At 45.7% G+C, this 17,788-nt stretch carries 15 protein-coding genes; 4 read left to right on the top strand and 11 right to left on the bottom strand.

Translation table 11 applies throughout. The features are described 5' to 3' along the window. On the top strand, positions 1–495 hold a 495-nt coding region (locus tag VIN08_RS08960; protein ID WP_331963382.1), incomplete at its 5' end, for a hypothetical protein. 308 nt (positions 496–803) lie between these two features. Here the strand turns inward: VIN08_RS08960 and VIN08_RS08955 are convergent. Then, positions 804–2,504, bottom strand: coding sequence for an amidohydrolase (locus VIN08_RS08955; RefSeq protein ID WP_414693262.1), 1,701 nt, complete (start codon positions 2,502–2,504; stop codon positions 804–806). A 91-nt stretch (positions 2,505–2,595) separates the two neighbouring features. Between VIN08_RS08955 and VIN08_RS08950 the strand changes: the two genes are divergently transcribed. Together VIN08_RS08950 and VIN08_RS08945 are read left to right on the top strand one after the other, a co-directional pair. Continuing rightward, a complete protein-coding gene (locus VIN08_RS08950) occupies positions 2,596–4,422 on the top strand; it encodes an LTA synthase family protein (protein ID WP_331963379.1) in 1,827 nt (608 codons plus the stop codon). A gap of 59 nt (positions 4,423–4,481) precedes the next feature. After that, positions 4,482–5,207: a hypothetical protein gene (locus tag VIN08_RS08945; protein ID WP_331963376.1), complete on the top strand. Its 726-nt coding sequence runs from the start codon at positions 4,482–4,484 to the stop codon at positions 5,205–5,207. A gap of 168 nt (positions 5,208–5,375) precedes the next feature. Here the strand turns inward: VIN08_RS08945 and VIN08_RS08940 are convergent, their stop codons facing one another. Together VIN08_RS08940 and pdeM are read right to left on the bottom strand one after the other, a co-directional pair. After that, a complete protein-coding gene (locus VIN08_RS08940) occupies positions 5,376–6,539 on the bottom strand; it encodes a CapA family protein (protein ID WP_331963373.1) in 1,164 nt (387 codons plus the stop codon). Between the two features lie 38 nt (positions 6,540–6,577). Continuing rightward, positions 6,578–7,237 carry a ligase-associated DNA damage response endonuclease PdeM gene (gene pdeM, locus VIN08_RS08935; RefSeq protein ID WP_331963370.1) on the bottom strand — a complete coding sequence of 220 codons (660 nt, stop codon included), beginning with the start codon at positions 7,235–7,237 and terminating at the stop codon, positions 6,578–6,580. 250 nt (positions 7,238–7,487) lie between these two features. Here pdeM and VIN08_RS08930 point away from each other — a divergent pair, with 250 nt between their 5' ends. Then, positions 7,488–8,900 carry an inorganic phosphate transporter gene (locus VIN08_RS08930; protein ID WP_331963367.1) on the top strand — a complete coding sequence of 471 codons (1,413 nt, stop codon included), beginning with the start codon at positions 7,488–7,490 and terminating at the stop codon, positions 8,898–8,900. Positions 8,901–8,931: 31 nt separating this feature from the next. Here the strand turns inward: VIN08_RS08930 and VIN08_RS08925 are convergent, their stop codons facing one another. The 8 genes from VIN08_RS08925 to VIN08_RS08890 all read right to left on the bottom strand — a co-directional run bounded on the left by VIN08_RS08925 (position 8,932) and on the right by VIN08_RS08890 (position 17,394). Further along, positions 8,932–9,993, bottom strand: a complete 1,062-nt coding sequence (locus tag VIN08_RS08925; protein ID WP_331963364.1) for a chemotaxis response regulator protein-glutamate methylesterase — start codon at positions 9,991–9,993, stop codon at positions 8,932–8,934. Next, positions 9,965–10,468, bottom strand: coding sequence for a chemotaxis protein CheD (locus tag VIN08_RS08920; protein WP_331963361.1), 504 nt, complete (start codon positions 10,466–10,468; stop codon positions 9,965–9,967). Before VIN08_RS08920 ends, VIN08_RS08925 begins: the two co-directional genes overlap by 29 nt. Further along, a complete protein-coding gene (locus VIN08_RS08915) occupies positions 10,465–11,316 on the bottom strand; it encodes a CheR family methyltransferase (protein ID WP_331963358.1) in 852 nt (283 codons plus the stop codon). The genes VIN08_RS08920 and VIN08_RS08915 overlap by 4 nt, the downstream gene beginning before the upstream one ends. Positions 11,317–11,480: 164 nt before the next feature. Further along, a complete protein-coding gene (locus tag VIN08_RS08910; protein ID WP_331963355.1) occupies positions 11,481–13,634 on the bottom strand; it encodes a methyl-accepting chemotaxis protein in 2,154 nt (717 codons plus the stop codon). Positions 13,635–13,652: 18 nt separating this feature from the next. After that, positions 13,653–14,129, bottom strand: coding sequence for a chemotaxis protein CheW (locus tag VIN08_RS08905; RefSeq protein ID WP_331963352.1), 477 nt, complete (start codon positions 14,127–14,129; stop codon positions 13,653–13,655). Between the two features lie 8 nt (positions 14,130–14,137). After that, complete coding sequence (locus tag VIN08_RS08900; protein ID WP_331963349.1) at positions 14,138–16,153, bottom strand: chemotaxis protein CheA; 2,016 nt, start codon at positions 16,151–16,153, stop codon at positions 14,138–14,140. Further along, complete coding sequence (locus tag VIN08_RS08895; protein WP_331963346.1) at positions 16,146–16,523, bottom strand: response regulator; 378 nt, start codon at positions 16,521–16,523, stop codon at positions 16,146–16,148. The genes VIN08_RS08900 and VIN08_RS08895 overlap by 8 nt, the downstream gene beginning before the upstream one ends. Before the next feature lie 94 nt (positions 16,524–16,617). After that, positions 16,618–17,394, bottom strand: a complete 777-nt coding sequence (locus VIN08_RS08890) for a transporter (RefSeq protein ID WP_331963343.1) — start codon at positions 17,392–17,394, stop codon at positions 16,618–16,620. Between the last annotated feature and the right edge of the window lie 394 nt (positions 17,395–17,788).

The following is a 17,788-nucleotide window of genomic DNA, read 5'->3' as shown; positions in this document are numbered from 1 at the left end:
CCGGAAGAACATTCACAAACTTCGCTGCTCCTGCAAGACAAAGGTATAGAAGTGATCAAAGACCTGGTGTTTGAATTTCGTGCCTCTGCTATACTGAGCACACTCAAGATGACATGCCGGCTTATCAAGCTCTCTGTGGGCAGTGAAAAGTTCAACGCCATGCTTCGGTATTACTGCTCTGTCAATCCTTCCGAGCTTTTCATCTTTGCAAATGCCGAACGGTTCGCAGAGTATATATCAACACTTGACTTACAGATACCTCACCTGGAAACGCTATTGGAGTTTGAGCTTGCATCATCCTATACACGCATGGACGGACAAATGAGAACTGTACATTTTTACTGCGACCCGTTTATACTGATCGAGTCGCTCGTAAACTATAAGAAACCGGAATTACCGGAAGCACAGGCAGTATATGCCGTAGATATACAGCCCGATGAAGTATATCAATCAGGAAAATCGTTTATGCAATACAACAGCGTATTCCATAATTGATCTATAGTTACCGTTGCTTTAATCTTTACTCGAACATTTCACTGGTCACGACCCTGCGGCTTTGCCACAGCCCGGGGAAAATGATCAGTGATTTGTTTTTTTGTTCGATTTCAAATGCAAATGTTTCCCACATCCCGATAGCTATCGGGAACAGATTTACACAGATGAATGCATTTTGTTTCCCGCAGATCGCGCAGATTAACGCAGAAAAAAAATGCAAGCTAAAAGCACAAAGTGTAAAGCTTAATGTATCCTCCACTTCGTCATTCGTTGATCGGTGTTCTTTGTTAGATATTCAATTTTAAGCATTAACGACTAAACATCACTTTCCCTCCCACGATCGTCATTGCTACTTGGGTTTTGAGTATATCTGCTTCAGGTACGGTCATGAGGTCTTGTGTAAATATAGTGAAGTCAGCGAGCTTTCCGGGTTCTATGGAGCCTTTGATCTTTTCTTCGAAAGCGCCATACGCGGCATCAAGAGTATAGGAACGTAATGCCTGTTCGCGTGTCATCTTTTCTTCAGGTTCATAGCCGCCTTCTGGTTCGCCCTTCAATGTCTTGCGTGTAACAGAAGCGTAAAAGCAAGGTATAGGATTTACCGGCTCCACTGGTGCATCGGTGCCATTCACAATCTTTGCTCCCGACTTCAATAACGTTTGCCATTTATAGGCACCTTCTTTAATGCGCTTCTCTCCCAGTCGTTCAATCGCCCACGGTCTGTCGGACGACATATGTATAGCCTGCATCGCAGGAATTACTCCCAATGCAGCAAAGCGTGGTAAATCTTTAGGATCGACATGCTGTGCGTGCTCGATACGAAAGCGATGATCTTTTACCGAAGGATTTTCTTTGAACGCAATTTCATAGCGATCGAGTATCTCGCGATTGGCGCGATCTCCTATAGCATGCGAGCAAACCTGGAAGCCGTACTTCAACGCTTCGCGCGCAGTTTCCATAACAGTATCCATCGATAAGGTAGCCATCCCCGAAAATCCCGGACGATCGGTATAGGGCTCCAGTAACCATGCTCCACGTGAACCCAATGCACCATCACAATTCAATTTGATTGAACGTATGGTAAGTATATTTGCTGAATCGATCTCCGGACCTTTCTTGAACCATTCATAAATAAGATCGCGATCCCACCCGGTAAGCATTACATACATGCGCACATTAAGCTTGCCATCTTTTTTAAACTGGTGGTATAGATCTATATTCTCACGACTTACACCGGCATCATGAAAGCTGGTAATGCCGTTGCGCAGACATGCCTGTATAGCAAGCTCAAGAGCCTGTGCATCGGTCTCTGCTGTAGGGCGTGGTATATGACTTGATATCAACGTCATGGCACGTTCGTTGAATAATCCGGTAGGATTGCCAACTTCATCGCGAATGATCTCTCCGCCATCGGTATTTTTACCTTGTATATTTTCTTTTGACAGCAAGGATACTCCGGCAATTTCCATAGCCTTCGCGTTGGCAAATGCAGCATGACCGCTGGCATGCCACAGGAACACCGGGTTATCGGGCGATACTTCACTAAGTTTGTTGTGTAACGGAAATCCTTTCACCAACTTGTCGGGCTTCACATCCCATTTATCCTGGTGCCATCCGCGACCAACAATCCACTGACCGGGCTTTGCTTTACTCACGGCTTCCTTTACCTTTTCGATGATCTCGTCAAAGTTCTTCACGTTCATCAGGTCGAGGTTCAGTTCGTTGTAACCAACGCCCATCATATGCGCATGGCCTTCTATAAATCCGGGCATCATGGTTTTACCTTGCAGATCGATTATGCGTGTGTGCTCACCGGTAAAACGGGTAACATCTTTTTCTGATCCGGCAAAAACAATCTTGTCGCCCGTTACGGCAACGGCTTCCACCTGCGGATGTGCAGCATCCATAGTATAGATCGGGCCGCCTTTAATTACCAGATCAGCAGGCTCTTGCCGCTTGCATTGTGCCAGCATCAGCAGCGCCAGCACGAAGGGAATGTATTTTCTCACAGGTTGGTACCGTTTGGTTTTTATGTGTTAATGTTAAGATAAATTATTGAAGAAGTAAGCAGCTATTATCTTTGCGGATCATATTCAGGATATGCGTGCACGGCTTTGGATTTTTCTTTTACTGATACTCTACTGGCTGGGATATATGATTGTGATACGCGGAATTTTTCTGGCGTATAACCATGACCTTACCGCTCAACTTACTGCGCTCGAAATTATCGAGACTATGCTGCACGGCCTGCGCATGGATGGAAGTATGACGGGTTACCTGCTGGCACTTTCAGGATTGATGCTCACCATCTCCGCAGTTATACCGGGACGATGGGTACATGCAACACTCACCTATACCAACCTGACGCTGATGGTGCTTGCCTCGCTGGTGGTGGTGATCGATATGGAATTATACCGGCACTGGGGTTTTCGTATCAACAACACTCCGTTCTTCTATATGGGCTCGGGTGCATTGGGCAGTATCAGTCCGTGGGTGGCAATAAAAGGTATACTGATCTGGATTGCCATCACGGGATTGGCCGGATGGATCTATATATATACTATCAGCAAGCGCACCGCTATACTTACCCCGGCTCCACAGAAAAAATCAGCATTTATACTATTGGCGGCTTCGGGATTAATGTTCCTTCCCATCCGTGGCAGCTTTAGTGTTGCCCCGATGAACACGGGCTATGCATACTTTCATAAAACAAAAGCCTATGCCAATCACGCAGCGATCAATGTACTCTGGAATTTTATCTATAGCATCCGCAAGAGCGCGCAAGGCAGTTATCCGGAAAATTTCTTCGAGAAAGAAAAAACACAACAGCTTTTCGCTTCGCTATATCCTGCCAGCGACTCTACGGCAAAACTTTGGAATGCAACGCGCCCCAATATTATACTCATCATTGTAGAAAGTTTTACAGCCGATGTAGTAGAACCACTGGGTGGTGTAAAAGGCTTATGCCCCAACTTTACAGAGCTTTGTCATGAAGGTATATTGTTCGATAACTTTTATGCCAGTGGCGATCGTACCGACAAAGGACTGATCAGTATACTCAGTGCCTACCCGGCACAACCTCAAACATCTATCATCAAGTATCCCGCCAAGACACAACGACTGGCTTACCTGAACTACTTCATGAAGAAGCTGGGCTATAAAAGTTCTTTCATCTACGGTGGTGATGTTAACTTCGCGAACTTCCGTTCCTTTATTACTACCAGTGGTTTTGAACACATCACGGAGATGAATGATTTCCCTGCCCAGCTCAATACATCCAAGTGGGGCGTGCACGATCACTATATGTTTGAAAAAGCCCTGCAAGAGCTGGATACTACACGTGCTCCGTTCTTCAAAGCTATATTAACATTAAGCAGTCACGAACCGTTTGATGTGCCAATGGAGCCCTATATCAAAGGGCAGGATGAAGAATCTTTATTCCTCAACGCTTTTCATTATACCGATAAAAGTATGGGCGATTTTATACGCGCCTGCAAGCGACAACCGTGGTGGAATAATACAGTAGTTATTATTACGGGCGATCATGGTCATCGCCATCCCGGCAACAAATCGTTATATAGCCGTGAGCGTTTCCGTATTCCGCTATTAATGCTCGGTGGACCGATCACGAAAGATACTATCATTCATACGATGGGCGGGCAAACAGATATAGCCAACACTTTGCTGGCGCAACTTGACAAGCCTTCTACCGATTTTGTTTTCAGTAAAAACATGATGGGCAACAAGGTTGTGCCGTTTGCTTCGTTCTTCTTTACAGACGGCTACGGTTTTGTGATGCCCGATAAACTGATCATCTACGATAACCCGGGCAAGCAGTTCCTGAAGAAAGAAGGTGCCACCGAGCATGACCTGGAACTGAGCAAAGCTTACCAGCAAATGTTGTTCAGCGATTACAACAAGCGCTAGGTATAGTATAGATACACATATAGTATAGATTCGCTGAGATTTACCAAATGCATTCCTCTATGAGAAAAGTATTTTTACTGGCTGTTATTTTTCTAAGCGTAACAGTCGCACACGCGCAGGAGTTCGGCCTCTCCTTCTCGTATTTTCTTCCGAAGAACGGATCCTTCTCAACTCCCATCAGTCCTTTTTCTATTCGTGGATTGGGCTTTAACATAAATCGTTTTCTCGCCTTGGAGACGGGCGCATCGCTATACCGTATGTCGGGACTGAATATAAAAGATCTTCCGTTCGAGAGTACAAAGCCATTGGTCGGCCCGAACTTTACCATCTTTGTTCCGGTAGAACTGGTTATTCAACTGCAAGGACAAAATGTAGAGTTTGATATAAAGGGTGGTGTATTTGGATTTCATGGATTCGATCAGAAAATAAATTACGGCAACTTCGATCGCGCTATACGCACATACGAGAACTGGCAGGTGGCCAACAGCGATCTTACCTTTAGCAATAAACCGGGATGGGGCTACCATTATGGCGCAGAGTTAACAGTATATGTAACGAGCCAGGTAGGTGTATCGATCGAAACCAATTACCTCATGGGCGCATCCAGGTTCCCGCTAAAAGGTTCTTATACCGGTGGCAACACCACACTCGAAACAAAACAGGTTGACTACGCACAGGCTAAAATTGATTTTACCGGCCTCGAGTTTTCTATCGGACTCATCTTCAACTCCGGTGGTGGCCCGTCCGCTCCCAAGAAGATGAAGATGAAACGGAGAAGGAGATAGTATAGATATAGTATATATTTAACCTGAAGTTGGTTCTTGAGTGCAGTCGGGTGTTCCCACCCGACTGATCTGCGAAAGGAAAGCTATACTTAGTAGCAAGCAGGGAATTACTTTCCTTTCCTGTGTGTCAGGTGGGAACACCTGACACCACTGATAAAAAATCAAATATTACTCCTCTCTTCGAAGTATACCTTCGGGTGTACTCGCTTCGGTTGTGCTCAAGGGTGCAGGAGCGGTTTTACCCTCTGCTACATCTTTGTTATACTTCCTGTACAACAACCGCGAATCGTCTGTAAAAACTTTGAAAGCTGCTTTGGCTGCAGCATCGTTTATCGTGATGGAATCCTGCTCAACATTCGGAACAGGCAAAATATAGTAACCTTTATTGACACCGCTGGTGCGCTGTACCCATTGCAGGTAGTAGGCTGCGCTGTCAATGGTTGTTGTTGCGCTGTCGGGGGTATAGGCTATCTTTTGTAATTCGAGGTATGCCATCGCGCCTCCGTCCGTATAGCGCTTCCGTTGTCCGGATACAAAATTACCCAGTGAGTAGGCCACGAACTGGTTCTGATCTTTTCTCCACTCCATGGGTTGGATCACATGCGGGTGTGCACCGATCACCAGTTGGGCGCCATGTTTAAAACAAAACTCGGTAAGTAATTTCTGCTCGCGTGACGGAAGACTTTGATACTCGATTCCCCAATGGGTAAATACGATAATTACATCGGGCCTGAACTCTTTGGCTTTGCGCAGGTCTTTGTGCATCGTGGCTGTATCCAGTCGGTTTACAATATTGGGTTTATATACCGGCAAGCCATTGGTGCCATAGGTATAATTCAGCAGCGCGAGTTTGAATCCGTTCTTCTCCAATAGCAACGGGTAATCATTCATGCGACTGACGGTATCTACAAATGTACCGGTATGCGGAATCTTTAAACTATCCAGCATCATCACAGTACGTTCAAGTCCTTTCCTGCCACGGTCTACGCAGTGATTGTTGGCCGTTACCAACGCATCAAAGCCAACCGCTTTCAACGTTTGGGCCAGTGCATCGGGCGAACTGAACTGCGGGTATCCTTTATGAGGAGGACCCGCGAGGGTTACTTCGAGATTACCTATAGCAAGGTCTGCATTTTCGATATAGGGCTTTACGTATTGAAAGCAACTGGTATAGTCGTACTTCTTTGTTGCAGCATTATAGGCTGCTGCTATCTGCGAATCGTGCCCCATAATATCACCTACAAAAAGCAGTGAGAGGCGTGTAGTATCCTGAGCGTTGGCTGCCAGGATATATACCAGCAGCATGAGAGTGAGTATATTTTTTTTCATCATAAATTACTTCGCTTCGAAATATATAGCGCGTGCCTCGTTCAGCGATCGCTGCCCAAAATACTAACATCAATCACTTTATCCTCTACGATGGCGAACACCCTGTCATCTTTTTTCGGTTGAATGCGGGCCAATCCTGTGAACATCCCAAAGGCCGGCAGCAAAGCGTGATTTTTTCCAAAGTAAAAACAAGGCAGCGTTATGGCCTGCCTGCCCTTGCCACGAAGGTGTACTCCCGGATGTACGTGGCCGGCCATGTTATACTGCGCGGCATCGATCTCTTCCATCGGATGGTGTGTGAGTATAAATTGATCGAGCACCAGTTCATCATGTACTATAATTCCCTTGCGGGTATACTGCAGCTCACTCATAATGTCGTGATTGCCCAGCACAAGTTCGAATGATACGTGACTAAAATGCTTGATCACTTCACCGAATACTTCCCACTCCTGGTTATAGTGGCTATGGAACAGATCGCCCAGGCAAATAAGACGCGCGGGCTTTACCTGTTGCAGCAGCTCGATCAGCATCTCCAGGTTCCGGTCGTTGGCCTTAGAGGGCACCGGTATACCGGCCTTACGAAAATGATTAACCTTTCCGAGATGCAGGTCGGCCAGCAGCAGGGCATCATGCTTTTTCCAATACATCGCCTTGTGCGCATGCAGGCTGAAATTCTCCCCGGCAATAGTCAACTCCGTCATAGGTTGTAATAGCGTCAAGATACTATAAATTCCGTTTTCCCAAAGAAGTCGCGCAGCCCCCTTCGACCGGCATATGCAGGCAGGCGTTGGGACGGTTCTGTTAACAATCCTTACTTTTTCAAACGCCTCTTAACAACCTGACTATCAAAATGATTCAAGACGATTGCAAGATTTTGAATTAAAAAAGTTAACATAGAGGTAACAATGGGTGTTTGAAATCAGCTTAGATTGCGCCCGAATTTCAACTTTTATGTTTGAATTAGATTTATCCTACTCTATCCTGCTCATCCTGTGTCTTATCGCTGCCTTTGGTTTTGAGTTCGTCAATGGATTTCACGACACTGCCAACGCAGTGGCTACTGTAATCTATACCAACTCGCTAAAGCCCTGGACGGCCGTTATTTATTCCGGTCTATGCAATTTTGCCGGGGTATTGATTGGCGGGGTGGGTGTTGCTGTTGGTATTGTAAACCTGCTGCCGGTGGAATCGCTGGTGGATCAGAACATCGCTCATAGTTTATCGATGGTGATGGCGCTGTTGCTCAGTGCTATTTTCTGGAACCTGCTCACCTGGTATTTTGGTATACCCTGCTCGAGCTCGCACACGCTGATCGGTTCTATACTCGGTGTAGGTATAGCCTATTCGTTGCTTCCTGATTCGCGCGAAGCCGCTGTGAACTGGGACAAGGCGAAAGACATCGGGTTGTCGTTGCTGGTATCTCCTATCGTTGGTTTCTCGCTTACGATTATCCTGATGTTCATCATCCGAAATCTTACCAAGAAAACGGATTATGGCGATAGCCTGTTTAAAGAACCCAAGAAGAATGCACCTCCTCCATTGGTAATTCGCATACTTTTGATCCTTACTTGTGGAAGTGTAAGTCTTTCGCACGGATCCAATGACGGACAAAAAGGTGTAGGCCTGGTAATGTTGATATTGATCGGTATAGTGCCAAGCTACTTTGCACTGAACTCACATATAGCACCGAATACATTAACACCGTCACTGCAGCGTATCGAAACGGTGATCAACACCATTGATCCTTCTCCTCTCTCCGATCCTGATCACAAGAAATTTACGGCTACACAAACGATGACCCATGCACTCATCACGCAGTTAAACAGTACTCCATCGGTAGAGGCTATCAGGAAAACAGATCGCTTTATAGTACGCAAAGATATACTCCTGATCGATCGCCATCTGAAAAGCCTGGTGGAGAAACCCGAACTGCGCATCAGTGAAACTGACAAGAAGATTTTAAAAGACGAGCTGAAGTCTGTAAAATCTATTACCGACTACTCACCACGCTGGGTAATTGTTATGATCGCCCTTTCGTTAGGGATGGGAACAATGATCGGCTGGAAACGTATTGTAAAAACGATTGGTGAAAAGATCGGTAAAGAACATTTGACTTACGCACAAGGTGCCAGCGCAGAAATTATTGCAGCCACTACCATTACTGTATCAACGTACTGGTCATTGCCGGTAAGTACAACCCACGTGCTCTCTTCGGGTATAGCGGGTAGTATGGTGGCGAGCAAAGGCGTTAAGAACCTGCAGGCCGATACCGTTCGAAATATACTCATGGCCTGGTTGCTTACGCTGCCGGTGGTGATTGTATTATCAGGCACGTTGTTCCTGCTGTTCCGTTCAATCTTTTAGTCAACACGCTATATAGTATAGCTATAGCCGGTCAGGTATAGATGCGGATGCGCTGCGGCACTTCCTGCAATGCCAGTACCTGATCGGCTGCTCCCAGTTTGATCGCCTCCTTCGGCATACCAAACACTATACTGGTGGCTTCATCCTGTGCCACGGTTTTGGCTCCCGCCTGTTTCATATTCAGTAAACCCTCGGCACCATCACGCCCCATACCCGTCATAATTATACCGAGTGCATTTTGCCCGGCATGTTTGGCTACGGAATTGAAGAGTACATCGACAGAAGGTTTATGACGATTCACCAGTTCACCATCACGTACTTTAATAAAATACTTGGCACCACTTCGGTACAGCTCCATGTGCTTTCCACCCGGGGCAATGTAGGCATGGCCGCGCATAACACGTTCACCATCGCTCGCTTCCTTTACCGTTACTTCACAGATAGTATTTACCTGGTCGGCAAATGATTTGGTGAATCCTGCCGGCATGTGTTGCGTAATTAATATCCCCGGACAGTTAGCCGGTATACTTTTCAATATATAGCGCAGTGCTTCTGTGCCTCCGGTAGAAGCTCCTATAGCAATTACCTTATCAGTTGTTTTATAAATGGGCGAATGAGGATTATTCGGGTCCGGTTTCACCACCGGTATATTTTCAGCAGGCTGCTTGTTTAAGGCTACGCGTTTAACGGGTACACTATACGCAGCTTTGATGGCATCGGTAATGCGAATGCGCGAATCTTCCAGATGCTCCTTTGTATTGCGTATCTCCGATTTGGCTACGATCTCTACAGCACCAAGCTCCAGTGCGCGCAGCGCAAGATGACTGCCCTGTTGTGTAAGACTTGAGATGATCACTACCGGAATGGGGAACTGCGCCATGAGCGTTTTCAAAAACGTAAGCCCATCCATGCGCGGCATCTCTACATCCAGTGTAATGACATCCGGGATTTCGTTACGGATTTTCTGTGCGGCGAAGTAAGGATCTGCTGCCGTGCCTGCAACCTCCAGGTGTGGATCCGACTGAATGATCTCACTCAGTGTTTGTCGCACCAGCGCAGAGTCGTCAATGATCAGAACCTTTATCGTTTTCATGCTGAAAGATAATTATAGGATGCGGCAGTAACTGCATGGTCACTTTTCCGGAAGTGGTTAGAAAGATAATTTTTCTTCCCTGCATGCCTCCTGTATTCCGGGCTGTAAGGGGTATACCTTCTTTACCCAGTATATCCACTGCCATCGCTATATTTCGCTGACCTATAGCATACCGGTCGCGATCGGCTGATACAGAACTGGAGCCACCAAATATTTTTGCTTCGAGATTCTCGCGTATACATCCGCTGTTCAGCATCATCCGAAGCAGCAAAGCTATAGATGCCGATCCTTTCGATGCATCGCCTCGTGCATCATCTTCTCCGCCCGGCAGCAAATAATGATTTATACCTCCTATCTTCCTTACCGAATCATACAGGCATACGGATACACACGAACCTAATACCGTAGTGATCTCCATCGGCACCAGCGAAACATATAGTTCACCCGGTAAAAGATAGTGCTTTTTTATACTCATGTCGTTACCTGATACACCGTAGGGCGTACTTGTTTCAAGGGCAGACTCATACCCATAATAGATTCGCTATGACCGAGGAATAATAAACCACCGCGTCTTAAATGCCCGCAGAATTTACGAAGCACGCGTTCCTGCACCTGCTTATCAAAGTATATCAGTACATTCCGGCAGAAGATCATATCATAATCTTCGCGCGACAAACTATACTGGTCGTCCATCAGGTTAATGCGTTTATACTGTATCTTGTTTCTATACTGTGGCTTTACGCGTACCAGGTCAGCATCCGTTTTGCTGCGCATAAAATAGGTGCGCTTCATTTCCATTGGTATATTCTCTACGCGATCCATGGTATATATACCCTGAAAGGCCGTTTGTATAACCCGCAGTGATATATCGCTGGCCAGCAAGCTATAGGTTAGTTCCGGATGACGCCTTCTATACTCTTCCAGTGCCATGACCAACGTATAGGGCTCTTCCCCGGTAGAACACCCGGCCGACCAAATCTTTAATGCATTGCGATTATATTCCTGTTGATAGCGCGGTAAAAAATCCTGTGTTAAAAATTGAAAGTGAGCAGCTTCGCGAAAGAAATCAGTTTTATTAGTGGTGATCAGGTCGATCACGTTGAAAACTTCCGCTTGCATGCCTTCTTTACTGAAGAGATAATCGAGGAAAGTTTTATAAGAATCAAGACCGAGGCTTTTTACTTTTTTATTCAGCCGGCTTTCCAGCATCGACTTTTTACTGATGGGAAGTTTTATACCGTATTCGCGCGTAACAAATGTACTGAGCCTGTCGAAGCTCTCATCGTCCATTTTTACAAAGCCGTATTCGTAAGAAGATTCCATGTAGGGGTGTGCATGTATATACTTCGTGTAAAAAATGTAAGTGCCCGCAGGATAGCGTCTTTACCCTAACCGCTTCTCCTGCGAAACACTTAACCCCCTCCCATACCGCGTATAGAAGGAAGGTAAATATCTATAGCCAGTATACCAGCCGTTGTAACGGTTGACTAGAACTCGGTAAACTCGCTATCGGATGGACCTTCACCAAACTTGAGATCAAATCCTTTTACTGCATGACCGTTGCCATTGGTTTGTGATACTGTATCAGCATACGCTATAGCGGGCGCATTTTTCTTTGATCCGTTTGAGCGCATGTTCTTCAGCATCCGCGCACGGTTATCAAGTTTAAAATAACTCACGGCTGTTTTGAGCTCTTCCGCCTGGCTGTTCAACTCTTCTGCATTAGACGACATCTCTTCTGCTGCAGATGCATTGCCTTGTGTTACCTGCGACAACTGCTGTATAGCGCCATTCACCTGGTCGGCTCCTGTATTCTGTTCTATACTGGCTGCGGCAATCTCCTGAACCAACTCGGCTGTCTTGTTTATATCCGGTAATGTATTCAACAATAACTCTTTGGATTGTTGTGCTGCTTTTACCGTCTTCGCTGATATCTCTGTTATCTCTGCAGCTGCTTTCTGACTTCTCTCGGCAAGCTTGCGTACTTCGGCTGCTACTACAGCAAAGCCTTTACCATGTTCACCGGCACGTGCTGCTTCAACGGCTGCATTAAGCGCGAGCAAATCTGTCTTCGATGCGATCTCCTCAATGATCGCGATCTTCTCGGCTATATTGGTGATGGCTTCTACCGTTTCTGATACCGCTTCACTGCTCACCTGTATATCTTTCGCTGCCTTGTTGGCGATCTTCTCCGTCTCGCGTGAGTTATCGGTGTTCTGCTGAATGTTAGCCACCATTTGCTCCATCGATGATGATACTTCTTCAGAGGCACTCGCCTGCTCCTGCGCACCTTGCGACATCTGTTGTGATGCTGATGCTACCTGCTGCGATGCGGTGGATACATTCTCGGCACCATTATATATAGTGGTAGCTATATCGCGGAGGTTTGTTACCATTTCTTCCAATGCCTGATCGAGATCACCGCCTTTATTTTTCATCGTGCTGAAGTCCATCGTGAGATCACCTTTCGATACGAGTTTGGCAACCTCCACACTGCTGCGAAGTTTCTCGATCATAAACTGCAGCTCTCGCAGCATCAAACCGATCTCATCATTCTTATCTTTCTTCACATCGGCAGAAAAATCTCCGGCTGCAATTTTCTTGATCGCGCCAACGGCCTGGCTAAGCGAGCCGGTTACATCTTTCAACAACCATGTAGCTACCAGCACACCACTGATGATTGCTACGAGTATAACAATGATCATGGTAAACACCGTAGAGTCGTACATCTCATCCGTATCAACCTGGTCTTTCTCCAACTGCGCATTGATGATCTCGTATATACGTCCTATAACTTCATCCGCCTGATCATCGATCTTCTCCCCCAGTGTCTTCGACATTTCTTCTGCCTTGCCACCTGAATTTACTTTGGCGTAGTTACGCACCTGCATGTGCAGGGTATAGTAATTGGCAAACTGCATTTCGTATTTATCGAAGAGTATCTTGGCTTCACCGGTAAGTTTACGATCAAGTTCATCGCTGATCGCAGCTTGTACTTTCTCCGCTTCTGCTACTTGTCCCAAGTGTTTATTCAGGTCATCATCGGTCTTCGCGATGATCATATCTTTTTCGTTAGAGTTGATCTGCGATACAGCCTGTTTCAATTCAACCAGGCGTGCTGTATGTTCGCGGTTCCCTACTAACTCTACAATCTGGTTCAGCGTAACCATCGCTTTATCAAAAGCAGCCTTTGCTTCGTTGTCTGAAACTTCCTCTGCTTTGATCTCGGTATTCTGTACTGCTATCTCCTGTATATTTTTCTGCACATTGAAATACTCATCAAGTATATCTTTCAACGACTGCACCAGCGAAAGCATCTCTCCTTCACTCAGGTTCTCCAGCTTCTCCATGTTATCGTTGATCGACTTGATGGTTTTATCAATGTTCCTCCCGATGTTTTTCATCTTCTGGTCATCGATCTCGGCAATAAGATTTTTCTGATCGCGTGAGATCGCAGTAATATCATGTTTGATCTGGCCGATCAGCAATACTTTGTGAGAAGTAACATCGGTGATCTCGTTCATGCGTTCATTTACGCTGCGAAAGCGTATGAAAGCAATTGTAAAGATTACCAGCATCAGCGCTATAAGAACTGAAAACGCAAGTATCAGCTTTTTTCGAATTGTTAAATTAGTTAACATATACTATGGGGGAAAAAGTTAGTTCAATGATTTAGTAACATCTGTAAGCTCCTGGAAAGAGAACACACGGTTTATATCCATAATGAGTGTTATATCGCCATGGTCGTTTACAAGACCGGTAACCGGCACCGTAGTTTTTACATTTTCAAAATCGGGTGTCTGCTGTATCTGGTTATCGTGCAGCTCAATTACTTCACGGGCTATATCTACCATCGCACCGATCTGCAGATTACGATCGTCTGCTATATGCAGATCGAGTATCATAATACGACTCTTGCGTGTTACCGGTGAAGCGGGCAGTCCTAACTTCATCTTGGTATCGAGCAACGGAAGCACACGACCGCGCAGGTTAATGATACCTAACATATAGGGCGGAGCCTGTGGCACGCGCGTTACATGTTCCAGTTCTACTACTTCTTGTACGTAGTCTACCGGTATAGCAAATTTTTCTTCACCTAATGCGAACGTCAGGTACGCTTTGGAAATATGACTCATACGGGGGATTAATAATTCGTAATTTGAAATAAGCGAAGCGGATCAAGCACCAGCGCCAGGCTGCCATTGCCCAGTATAGTACTGCCCGAAACAAAATCCTGTTGCCGGTAAGCATCGCCCAGCGGCTTCATAACGGTTTGCATCTTCCCCTCTATCTTATCTACCGCTATACCTTTGCGTATACCGTTTACCTGCACCGAAATAATATCGGTTGTCTTGGGTGCGTGCGTATCATCATGAAACTTTTTACGAAGCGATAACACTTGTAACGGTTCTTCATTTACCAGCACCATTTTATTCAGCTTGTCTTCACGCTCAAGCTCGTGATAAGGAATGCGGTCGATGCGCTCCACTATATTCAGTGGCACAACGTACCGGGTATCCGCCACATTTACCAATAAACCTTCTATGATGGAACGCGACAACGGAAGCTTTATATGTATAGCGGTGCCGGCTCCCGGTTCGCTCTTTACATGTACACTGCCGCGCAGCTCCAGTATCTGCTGTTTTACTACATCCATGCCTACACCACGCCCCGATACATCCGATATCTGCGAAGCGGTTGATAAACCCGGATGAAAGATGAGTGCATAGATTTCATCGTCGGTAAGTATAGCATCGGCTGCTATGAGACCTCTTTCGAGCGCCTTCTTTACCACACGATCTTTATGTATACCTTGTCCGTCATCGCTGATCACGATGTTTACATACGAACTGGAGTTGAATGCTTTTAATTTTATAGTGCCATGCTCCGATTTACCGGCAGCTTTACGAATCTCTGGTGCTTCTATACCATGATCGATCGCGTTACGAATAATGTGTATGATGGGATCGGTCATCATCTCAATCACATCTTTGTCCATTTCCGTATCGGCACCTTCACTAAGAAAATTTACTTTCTTATTTAACTGCCGCGAGAGATCGCGCACCAGTCGCTTGAATTTTGTAACAAGTGTTTCAATCGGCACCAGTCCTATCTCGAGCGATGTATCGCGCAGGCGGCCGGTAATCATTTCGAGTTGCTCGGCTACTTCAGTAAGCGATGTGTGCTGTATAGCAGAAGCTGTAGTAGTAAGCTGTGCCTGCAGAATGATAAGCTCGCTGATCCAGTTGAGCAGATCATCTACTTTGCGTTTGCTTACTTTAATGTAACTGTCGTTGGCAACACGTCTTCCGCCTGCAGCACCTGCGGCAACTCCGGTGTCAACATCTTTCTGCTGCTCATATACTTCCAGGCATTGAGCAATGAACGGTGCAAGCTTTTCAAGTTCCACCGGATGGCCACCCAGCGTATCAATATACTGAGCAAAGCCGGGTTGCTCGAAAAGATCGCACGGAGTAAGCTTGTGATAATAAACAGTGCATTCATTTTCTACGAATAAAAAATAACTTTCCAGTTCAGTCTGTGGAGCAGTCGTTGTAACGAAAACTTCCCAGTGCACTACATGACCAGCGTCATGCTTGGTAAGCAGTACACGAGATGTACCGAGAGCAGCTATATCCTGGATGATAAACACCAGCGGGTGATTACCATCTTCTGTTATATTTATCGTAGGTGTTACCCGTAGAAAGAAAGTGGCCAGTTCATCTTTTTGAACTGCACCGATCGAAGAATCAACCATCATCACTCCGGCCGACTTTGCTTCTGCGGTTTTGAGAAAGTTTGCTGCCGCATTGAGATGGTCCTTTAATGCTTCCGGGTGTGCGATCCTGGCAACATCTTTCTCTTTCAGAAGATCGCGCACTTTATCAAAAGCCTGGAGTGTTATACTGATCAGTTCATCAGAGACCTGCATCTGTCCCTGGCGCACACGATCATAGAGCGTTTCCAACTGGTGTGCAAGCGCCCCTATATTTTCAAATCCAAACATGTTTGCCCCACCTTTTATAGTGTGCATGGTGCGGAACACTTGTTCCAGTGGCGCACTCGCATTTGGATTTGCTTCGAGTTGCAGAAGACCTTCGTCTAACTCATTGAGCAGATCAAGTGCATCTTCTACAAATCGTTTTTGATTACTATCCATTCGTGATCGCGTTTTCGATCTGTGCGAAGAATGCTTCCGAGCGATACGGCTTTTTTATCCAGGCAGTAAGCCCGGCTTCTTTAGCACTGCGCATCTTGTCGGGATTGGATTCGGTGGTAAGAAATATCACCGGTACTTTGGCAACAGCCGGATCATCCTTGATCTTCTTCAACAGTTCGAAACCTGTACACTCCGGCATGTTATAGTCTGTCAGCACCAGGTGTACATCTTCTCTCTTTTCTGTTAATACTTTATAGGCTTCATTTCCATTGGCAGCGCCCAGCGTTTCATATCCCTTGCGTTGCAACGTTTCACATACGAAATCGCGAATACTGGCGAAATCATCTACTACCAAAATTGTTTTTTTCATCGGGGGTAAAAATGAATTGTGAACGAATGTAGTTTAACGATCTATACTCTTATACTGCTACAGAGCAGATGGGCTACATAACTTAGTAAATGGATTACTTGAATAGACGGAACGATGCTCCGGTGCTGATAAATGAATCAGGCGAGTTATCACTCAGACCAAGTCCTGCGGAAAGATCCCACTGCACTACATCGGTAATCAGAACAGTAATACCTGCATCAACACGATTATCGGCTTGCTCTCCTTCCGGGAAAAAGCTATAGCCTTCTACAAATGCACCTACACGATCGCTGATGTCATAGCCTAATGCAAGAGTATATAAGAATGCTGCTTCCGGTGTTTCGCCATTCCATTCGGCACCGAGGTTATAGCTGAGTTCAAAACGATCGCTTAACTCATGTGATAACGTAAACCGAAAATCGGCAGCGGTATAATTCGGTTCATATTCTTTTGAACCTGAGCGAAGATTGATGTGCCCTATAAATGCAGCTTGTGGCCAGAAGCCTTTTGCATCGGCAATCTTGAGTTTTACACCTACAGCCAGCGGACTAAATCCTTGTGTACTGGTCATTGGTTTTTCTCCTACACGCACGCGTGAACCGAGATACTCATTGATGAAACGTAATTCGAGGTGATCGTTAACACCGTACTTGATCAGCGTAGTGTTATAGGTAAAGTTCGTGAGGTCTACGTTCGATTCCTTGTCGTGCTCATAGATGAAACCGGTTTCCACCTGCAAGGCACCTTTGGGTACAAGGACCGGTGCCTCTGTTTGATCAGGACGATCGGTTACAAGTTCTGGTTTTTCAGTTTGCGCATTGGCCCAAAGAGCCGCAAGAAATAAAAGGAGGAAGAATATAAATTGTTTCATAGGGGAACTATTGTTGATCAAATTTGTAGATCCCCCTCTGTTTTGCGAATAGCAAATGATTGACTGGCGTTCTTTACTGAGTAAGTGGACGAACGAATTGTTAACAACTATATAGAATCGTTATAAAGAACAAAATAGCCGACCAAACTTTTATAGTTTCTATAATCAGAGTTGACACCACTATATATTAACAGAGCACATTACTATATATAGGGGGGTGAAAGTGCAAAGAAGTTGTATCGAATAAATGGAGAGGGTATTTCTGCCAGCAAGTATGGCGTGGCTATAAAAGAGAAAAAGCTTCAGGCCGTCTGCCCGAAGCTTTTTTAGTTCCTGTAACCCTAAACCCAAAACCTATTATTTGTACAGGAGAATTTTACTGTGTATGCGTAGC

Source organism: Ohtaekwangia sp. (assembly GCF_036568665.1).
Classification (GTDB): domain Bacteria; phylum Bacteroidota; class Bacteroidia; order Cytophagales; family Cyclobacteriaceae; genus Ohtaekwangia.
Note: the sequence above shows the minus strand (reverse complement) of the source record. Positions and strands in the feature narration are given on the sequence as shown.

Coding starts and splice junctions, on each gene's coding strand:
- VIN08_RS08925 (WP_331963364.1), bottom strand. CDS start 9,993: ATGAAAACGATAAAGGTTCTGATCATTGACGACTCTGCGCTGGTGCGA.
- VIN08_RS08930 (WP_331963367.1), top strand. CDS start 7,488: ATGTTTGAATTAGATTTATCCTACTCTATCCTGCTCATCCTGTGTCTT.
- VIN08_RS08890 (WP_331963343.1), bottom strand. CDS start 17,394: ATGAAACAATTTATATTCTTCCTCCTTTTATTTCTTGCGGCTCTTTGG.
- VIN08_RS08910 (WP_331963355.1), bottom strand. CDS start 13,634: ATGTTAACTAATTTAACAATTCGAAAAAAGCTGATACTTGCGTTTTCA.
- VIN08_RS08905 (WP_331963352.1), bottom strand. CDS start 14,129: ATGAGTCATATTTCCAAAGCGTACCTGACGTTCGCATTAGGTGAAGAA.
- VIN08_RS08900 (WP_331963349.1), bottom strand. CDS start 16,153: ATGGATAGTAATCAAAAACGATTTGTAGAAGATGCACTTGATCTGCTC.
- VIN08_RS08940 (WP_331963373.1), bottom strand. CDS start 6,539: ATGATGAAAAAAAATATACTCACTCTCATGCTGCTGGTATATATCCTG.
- VIN08_RS08895 (WP_331963346.1), bottom strand. CDS start 16,523: ATGAAAAAAACAATTTTGGTAGTAGATGATTTCGCCAGTATTCGCGAT.
- VIN08_RS08950 (WP_331963379.1), top strand. CDS start 2,596: ATGCGTGCACGGCTTTGGATTTTTCTTTTACTGATACTCTACTGGCTG.
- VIN08_RS08920 (WP_331963361.1), bottom strand. CDS start 10,468: ATGAGTATAAAAAAGCACTATCTTTTACCGGGTGAACTATATGTTTCG.
- VIN08_RS08915 (WP_331963358.1), bottom strand. CDS start 11,316: ATGGAATCTTCTTACGAATACGGCTTTGTAAAAATGGACGATGAGAGC.
- VIN08_RS08945 (WP_331963376.1), top strand. CDS start 4,482: ATGAGAAAAGTATTTTTACTGGCTGTTATTTTTCTAAGCGTAACAGTC.
- pdeM (WP_331963370.1), bottom strand. CDS start 7,237: ATGACGGAGTTGACTATTGCCGGGGAGAATTTCAGCCTGCATGCGCAC.